Source organism: Alteromonas sp. 14N.309.X.WAT.G.H12 (assembly GCF_036697315.1).
Lineage (GTDB): Bacteria > Pseudomonadota > Gammaproteobacteria > Enterobacterales > Alteromonadaceae > Alteromonas.
Genome location: NZ_JBAHZB010000196.1, coordinates 1 through 2,930 on the forward strand (window position 1 = coordinate 1; position 2,930 = coordinate 2,930).

General features: G+C 44.6%; 3 protein-coding genes. All 3 read right to left on the bottom strand.

Annotation, left to right across the window (positions count from 1 at the left end):
* On the bottom strand, positions 1–455 hold a 455-nt coding region (locus tag V5298_RS20305), incomplete at its 3' end, for an efflux RND transporter permease subunit (RefSeq protein WP_332933233.1).
* 1 nt (position 456) lies between these two features.
* Complete coding sequence (locus V5298_RS20310; protein ID WP_332933234.1) at positions 457–1,608, bottom strand: efflux RND transporter periplasmic adaptor subunit; 1,152 nt, start codon at positions 1,606–1,608, stop codon at positions 457–459.
* 116 nt (positions 1,609–1,724) lie between these two features.
* Positions 1,725–2,819, bottom strand: coding sequence for a GGDEF domain-containing protein (locus V5298_RS20315; RefSeq protein ID WP_332933235.1), 1,095 nt, complete (start codon positions 2,817–2,819; stop codon positions 1,725–1,727).
* Positions 2,820–2,930: the final 111 nt, after the last annotated feature.

Here is a 2,930-nt window from a genome sequence, read left to right on the forward strand (position 1 = left end):
TCGCCCACCAGTGGAATTTCAATAACTTGTTGGTTAAATTCAACCTGAGTGATATTGACCGGTTCCATGCCGGCCGGAAAGGTGGCAATGCCGTCCACCCGAGCTTTTATTTTGTCCAGAACATCCGTTAATTCTTCGTTTTCGTCAATTTCTAATTGAACACTGCCTGAGTTTCGATTTGCCCGTGATATGGTACGGTCAATTTCGGTTACGTCTTTAAGCGCCTCTTCAATTTTGACCAAAATACCTTCTTCAATTTCCTGCGGCGATGCCCCCGGATAGCTCACAGTTATGCGAACAGAGTTTAATTCAATGTTCGGAAACATTTGTCGCTGGATGGAAAAATACGCGTAGAGGCCCATGATAATAATGAAGCCCATCAACAAGTTGGCCGCAACGGTATTGCGGGCAAACCACGCGATAATGCCGCTATGGGTATCGTGTTCCTGATGCATGTTAGTTTCCTTGATTAACGGGCGTTGCTGCAACAAGGTGTTTGTCAGAAGAAATGACTTTTACCTTCATGCCATCAAGGGGATAGTCGGGCGGCGTCATGACCAAATTTGCGCCATCAATATCACCGCGAATAAAAAAGTAAGCGCCTTCTTCGCGCACCACTTCAATGGTTTTTGATTTTAGCTCAGTGTTTTCGTCAAGCAGCCAGATTTGTCCGTTGTTGACCAGTTCCTGAGGAACGCGAAATACGTTTTTCAATGTTTTACCGGTAAAGGTTATATTGGCGTAGTTACCGTATTTAACCAGAGGTTTTCCTGAACGCATGCCATAAGGATCGTCAATTCGTGCCACTAAATGGGTCATTCGGGTTGCTTGATCCACCACACCAAGGTCGCGATGAATAAAGGCTTTTATACTACGATTATTCACGGTTACCACAGCCGGTGAACCGGCTATATTGGTGGGCAGTAAATGTTGATCAAAGCTGGCGACGGGGAAGTTAATCTCTGCGCTTTCCACGTTATTGAGGGTAGCGGCAATGGTGCCGGTGGTGACAAAGTCTCCGGTTCCTATTTCCCGGTTGATGATAAGGGCATCGTAGGGGGCACGAACAACACAGTTATTTAAATCCCGTTGTGCAATGCGTATTTGTGCCTCAGCGGATTTCACCGCCGCCTGAGCACTCATAACTTGCGGCTTACGCAGATAGAGGTCGGTTACCCGATTTTGCGGCATGCTTTGGGCTTCTCTTTGGGCCACTTCGGCTTGGGCCTGCTCTTGAATTAACTGGGCTTGAGCCGATGACAAGTTTGCCTGTGCTTGTAATAACGCCGCTTCGTAAGCATCTTTTTCAATAGTGAAAAGGACCTCCCCACGTTTTACTAAGCCGCCCGGAACGAAGTTTTCATTCCAGGAAATCACTTCACCGGATACTTGCGCGGCAAGGTTAGTGCTTTCTAGCGGAATGATCTCTCCATAGGAGCTAAGCGATACGGTGTAATCGATGGCCTCTAATTGTTGTACTGATACAACAGGACGCGTATCAATGGGTTGGTTTTCAGATTTTTCGTTACCAACGGAGGCGATGACTTCCATTCCTGCATACCCAATTGCTAAAACCACAAATGGGATAATGACCTTTTTCCATTGCATAATATTTGCTTCTTCCGGTTTCTCACACAGGATTATCATAAAGGGAAGATTATGAAAAATCTGATGTGATTTGTAACATTCTATTTATTATTATCGGCGCTGCACTTGAAGCAAACTTATTCATTCCGCTTACTGACTACCGTATTTCGTCCGAGGCGCTTGGCTTCGTAGAGGGCATTATCAGCTAAAGTTAATGCCCGATCCAGTGACACATTTTCATTTATTTCACATATACCAAAACTGGCGGTAATGGTGACTTCGATATCTTTTAACCAAAAAGAAGTGTCAGCCAGTGATTGTCGTAGCTTGTTGGCGAGTTTCACCGCGTCAGATTCAGTGGTTTCTGGCAAGATAATTAAAAACTCTTCGCCTCCCCAACGGGACACAATATCCTGACGGCGAATATGTTGACGCAACAAGGTCGCCGTTCGTTCCAATACAATATCGCCATGGGCATGACCGTAGGTATCATTGATTTGTTTAAAATGATCCACGTCACTAATCACTAAGGTTAAGGGTTTGCCGCTGCGTTGATGGCGCTTGAGCTCATGCATAAGCAACTGATTAATACCACGACGATTCGGTAGTTTGGTTAAGGGATCATGTAATGCTTGCTGTTCGAATTTTTCACTAATAATACGCATCATTACATAGGTGCGCTCACGGCTGTATTCGTAAAAGGCAGAAAGAAAAGAAACAGTAATAAAGGAATACAGTAAACGGGTTTTAAACGCGTGATCGTACTCGGTGAGTAATAAGGCATCGTTGGGAAAGAGCAAAATAATGGCGATAAGCAGGGTGAAACAGACTACCACCGCTAAGCCTCGGGTAAATCCGCCAAAAAACATAGCTACAGGAGGTAAAATATAGATCCACAATGGACCTGTGTTATCCACGCCGCCGGTGATAATAAGGAATGTTTCCAGTGAAATCAGGCAGGTAAGAAGTAATAACACGGCCATGATGTGACCATATTTATTGGGGTAAAAAGCTTGTAGTTGCTTTGATAGAAAAAAGAGTGCTGATGCCACCAGCAGACTAAAACCTAATCCATAGGCCGCATACGCAATAGCGGAAATCCCTAGCACTAGCGTAATACTAAACCCAACCAGGGCAAAAAGGTTTACCACTAAAATTCGACGATTGGTTTCTTCATCAAATTTAGGATCGCAACCACTATTTAATATCCTTGTGGCAGACGTTTTTAACATAAATCAGACTTCTCACGTTTTTGTTTGCATATCCTTTGCAATCGCGTTGGCGACATCAAGGGTTAGGGCACGCATTTGTTCTACTGTGCCTGCGAACCCATCCTCTTCTTG

What these genes read in the sequence shown, in the direction of transcription:
- V5298_RS20310 (WP_332933234.1), bottom strand. Translation starts at nt 1,608, where the DNA reads ATGCAATGGAAAAAGGTCATTATCCCATTTGTGGTTTTAGCAATTGGG.
- V5298_RS20315 (WP_332933235.1), bottom strand. Translation starts at nt 2,819, where the DNA reads ATGTTAAAAACGTCTGCCACAAGGATATTAAATAGTGGTTGCGATCCT.